Origin of the sequence: Streptomyces iconiensis (genome assembly GCF_028657195.3) — a bacterium.
In the GTDB taxonomy this organism is placed as follows: Bacteria; Actinomycetota; Actinomycetes; order Streptomycetales; family Streptomycetaceae; genus Streptomyces; species Streptomyces iconiensis.
Genome location: NZ_JANCPR020000101.1, coordinates 1 through 4,743 on the forward strand (window position 1 = coordinate 1; position 4,743 = coordinate 4,743).

Annotated in this window: 1 protein-coding gene; it reads left to right on the top strand. The window is 71.6% G+C overall.

Features of this window, described 5'->3' with window-relative positions:
• Nucleotides 1-13: 13 nt before the first annotated feature.
• Nucleotides 14-4,743, top strand: a 4,730-nt coding sequence (locus tag NMN56_RS42715) for a type I polyketide synthase (protein WP_274048214.1), incomplete at its 3' end; no start/stop codon positions are given.

Genomic DNA, 4,743 nt, shown 5'->3' on the forward strand with positions numbered 1-4,743 from the left:
ACAACCCCACGGCATGACCGCACAACTCACCACCACCGACCTCACCCGCATAACCCGCACCGGCATCACCCCCCTCACCACCCACGAAGCACTCCACCTCTTCGACACCGCACTCCACACCACACGCGGCAGTGACGGTCTCCTGGTAGCGGCCGGTTTCGAGACCGAAGCACTCAACGCCCCCGGCGCGACGGTCGCGCCACCGCTTCGCTCCCTCGTACGGGCCCCGCTCCGGCGGGCCGCCAACACCGGGACGGCCGCGGCAAGTCGGTCCTTCGTCGAACGCGTCGCGGCGCTGCCGTCCGCCGACGCCGAGCGGGAACTGCTCGACCTGGTCCGCACGACAGTCGCCACGGTGCTCGGGCACGCCGACACTCACAACGTCGCCGAGGAGCGCGCCTTCACCGCTCTCGGCTTCGACTCCCTGGCCGCCGTGGACCTGCGCAACCGCCTCAGCGCCGAGACGGGGCTGCGCCTTCCCACCACCCTGGTGTTCGACCACCCCACACCGCGCGCGCTCGCCGCACGGCTGATGATCGAACTTCCAGGCGCCGCGGTGGAGTCACCGAAAGCCCCGGCCCGCAGGACGACGGAACAGGACGACGACCAGGTCGTCATCGTCGCGATGTCCTGCCGCTTCCCCGGGTCTGTGACGTCGCCCGAGGGCCTGTGGCGGTTGGTGGCGGAGGGCACCGACGCGGTCTCCGGCTTCCCCACCGATCGCGGCTGGGACCTGGAGGGGCTCTACGACCCGCAAGGCTCACGCCCGGGCACGTCGTACGCGCGTGAGGGCGGATTTCTGCACACGGCAGCCGACTTCGATCCGGCCCTGTTCGGCATGAGTCCGCGCGAGGCGCTGACCACCGACCCGCAGCAGCGGCTGCTGCTGGAGACGGCCTGGGAGGCGTTCGAGCGCGCAGACATCGACCCCGTCTCGCTGCGCGGCTCACGCACCGGTGTCTTCGCCGGCGTGATGTACAGCGACTACGGCGCCCGGCTGCACCAGAACCGGCACGCCCCCGAGGGCACGGAAGGCTACCTGGTCAGCGGCAGCGCGGGCAGTGTCGCCTCGGGCCGCCTCTCCTACACCTTCGGGCTTGAGGGCCCGGCGGTGACGGTGGACACGGCCTGTTCCTCGTCGCTGGTCGCACTGCACCTGGCCGCTCAGGCACTGCGCAGCGGCGAGTGCGACCTGGCGCTGGCGGGCGGAGTGACGGTCATGGCCAGCCCGGCCACCTTTGTGGAGTTCAGCCGTCAGCGGGGCCTGTCCCCCGACGGGCGGTGCAAGGCGTTCGCGGCGGCTGCCGACGGCACCGGCTGGGGCGAGGGAGCCGGCCTCCTCCTGGTGGAACGCCTCTCGGACGCACGCCGCAACGGCCACCAGATCCTCGCCGTCGTCCGCGGCACCGCCGTCAACCAGGACGGCGCCAGCAACGGCCTCACCGCACCCAACGGCCCCTCACAACAACGCGTCATCCGCCAAGCCCTCCACAACGCCGGACTCGACCCCGCCGACATCGACACCGTCGAAGCACACGGCACCGGCACCAAACTCGGCGACCCCATCGAAGCCCAAGCACTCCTGGCCACCTACGGACAAGACCGCCCCGCAGACCGTCCGCTGCGCCTGGGGTCGGTGAAGTCCAACATCGGACACACCCAGGCCGCAGCCGGCGTCGCGGGAGTGATCAAGACAGTGCTCGCAATGCACCACGGCGTACTGCCGCGCAGCCTGCACGTCGACGAACCCAGCCCGCATGTGGACTGGTCCTCGGGCGCGGTCGAGTTGCTGACCGAGCACATGGACTGGCCCGGTCACGACGGGCCGCGGCGGGCCGGCGTCTCCTCGTTCGGCATCAGCGGCACCAACGCCCATGTGATCCTCGAACAGCCGACGCCGGATCCGGACACGAAGGACGGCACCGCACAGCCCGGCACGGCGGACCCTTCGCCTGCGGTGTGGGTGCTGTCGGGCCACACTCCACAGGCCTTGCGAGCGCGAGCGGAACAGCTGCACGACCATGTGGAAGCCGCCCCGGAGACCACGTTGACCGCCGCGGCGCGCGTCCTGGCCACCGGGCGGAGCGCACTGGAGCACCGGGCGTCGTTCACGGCGGCCGACCGCCAGGACGCACTCGCCGCCCTGTCCGCACTCGCTTCCGGCGTGCCGGCGCCCGGCACCGTCACCGGGGAGGCGGCCGGGGGGACCCGGACGGCGTTCCTGTTCACGGGGCAGGGCAGCCAACGCCCCGGAATGGGCGCCCAACTCCACGCCGCCCACCCCGTGTTCGCCACCGCCTTCGACAACGCGTGCGCCGCACTCGACCCCCACCTCGACCGACCCCTGCGCGACATCGTCCTCGCCGCACCCGACACCGAAGAAGCCACACTCCTCAACGAGACCCAATACACCCAACCCGCCCTCTTCGCCCACGAAACCGCCCTCTACCAACTCCTCCAACACTGGGGCATCCGACCCGAAGCGCTGCTCGGGCATTCGGTCGGGTCGCTGACGGCCGCCCATGCTGCGGGGGTGCTCTCCCTGGAGGACGCGGCGACCCTGGTGGCGACGCGTGCCCGGTTGATGCAGGAGCTGCCGTCGGGCGGGGCCATGGCGGCCCTGTCCGTCGGGGAGGAAGAGGCGTCCGAGCTGCTGGAGGGATTCGAGGACCGCGCGGCGGTTGCCGCGCTCAACGGGCCACGTTCCACGGTGGTCTCGGGTGCCGGTGACGCGGTGGCGGAGCTGATGAGGCTGGCCGCGGAACGCGGGGCGAAGACCCGGCGGCTGCCGGTGAGCCACGCCTTCCACTCGCCGCTGATGGAACCCGTGCTCGACCGCTTCCGCGAAGTCGTCGCTGAACTCTCCTTCTCCGCGCCGCGAATCCCCATCGTCTCCGACCTCACTGGACGCATGGCCACCGTCGATGAACTGTCTTCCGCCGACTACTGGGTCCGGCACGCGAGGGAGACGGTACGTTTCGCGGACGGCGTGCGCACACTTCAAGAGGCCGGTATCGGCGCCTGTCTGGAGGTCGGGCCCGACGCCGTACTGTCCGTGATGGCGGCCGAGACGGCCGAGACCGCGGTGTCGCTGTCGACCCAGCACCGCGACAGGCCCGAAACGCGGGCGCTGGCCGCGGCCGTCGGCGCACTGCACACCGCCGGCGGATCGGTGGACTGGTCGGCCTACTTCGCGGGCCATGCCGCGAGCGGTGTCGCGCTTCCCACCTATCCGTTCCAACGCGAGCGCTACTGGCTGGACATCCCGGCGACGAGCGGCACGGACGTGCACGCGGCGGGCCTGGAGACGGCGGACCATCCGCTGCTGGGCGCCGCGGTGGAGCTGGCCGGCGACGCCGGCACCGTCTTCACCGGCCGCATCTCCTTGGACACCCACCCCTGGCTGGCGGACCATGTGGTGCTGGGCGCGCTGATCCTGCCCGGGACGGCGCTGCTCGAACTCGCGCTGCACGCCGCCCGGAAGATGGCCTGCGACACGGTGGAGGAGCTGACGCTGCAAGCTCCGCTGCCTGTTCCCGCTTCCGGAGCCGTACAACTGCAGCTCACGGTGGGCCCGCGGGACGACGAAGGACGCAGGACGCTGGAGGTCCATTCGCGGGAGGACACCGGCGACGGCGGTGAGGGGCCGTGGACAGCTCACGCCTCCGGTGTGCTGTCCACCCAGGAACCGCCGCCCGCCGTGGCACCAGAACCCTGGCCGCCGCGGGGAGCACAGGAGATCGAGACCGCTGCGGCGTACGCGGAACTCGCCTCACTGGGCTATACGTACGGGCCGGCATTCCGCGGACTGCGAGCCGCCTGGAGCCGGGGCGAGGAACACTTCGCCGAGCTGATCCTGCCCGACGTCGCCCGGGACGCATCGGATCACGATACCGGAGGCCCGGACGAGGGGGCATCGCACGGCTTCTGCATCCACCCCGCGTTGCTGGATGCCGCGCTCCACCCGCTGGCGCTGCAAGGCACCGGCGATTCCGGCCGACTCAGGCTGCCGTTCGCGTGGAGCGGGGTCCGGTTGCACACGACCGGCGCGAGGGCGGTGCGGTTGAGGCTGACACCGGCCGGGCCGGGGCGAACTGCCCTGCTGCTCACCGACGACGACGGGGCGCCGGTGCTCTCCGTGGACTCCATAGCGGTGCGGGAGGCCGACTCCGGCTGGCTCACGGCGGCCCGCCGCACGGCGGACGCACTCCACCACGTCGCTTGGGTGCCCGCACCGTCCGCGAGCGCATCGCCCGTGCCCTTCGTCGTCCTGGGGTCCGACGACGAGGCGGAGGAACTCGTCCAGGCGGCAGAAGAGGGCGGCGAGGTGCCGGGGCACGTCCTGCTCACGGCGACCGACCCGAGCGCGGACACCCCGCGCACGGCGACCACGCGCACGCTCGCGGTGCTGCGGCGCTGGATCAGTGACGAGCGTTTGGCCGCCAGCCGCCTGGTCATCGTGACCCGGCGCGCGACCGCGGTCCGGGACGACGAGCCGATCCTGTCCCTGGGGCAGTCCTCGGTGTGGGGTTTGGTGCGTTCGGCGCAGAGCGAGCACCCCGGCCGGTTCGTACTCATCGACACCGACGACACCACCGAATCCCACACCGCCCTCAACACCGCCCTCAACACCGCCCTCAACACCAACGAACCCCAACTCGCCCTACGCAACGGCCACATACTCCTCCCCCGCCTCACCCCCACACCCACACCCACACCCGAAACCGGAACCGGAACCGAAAC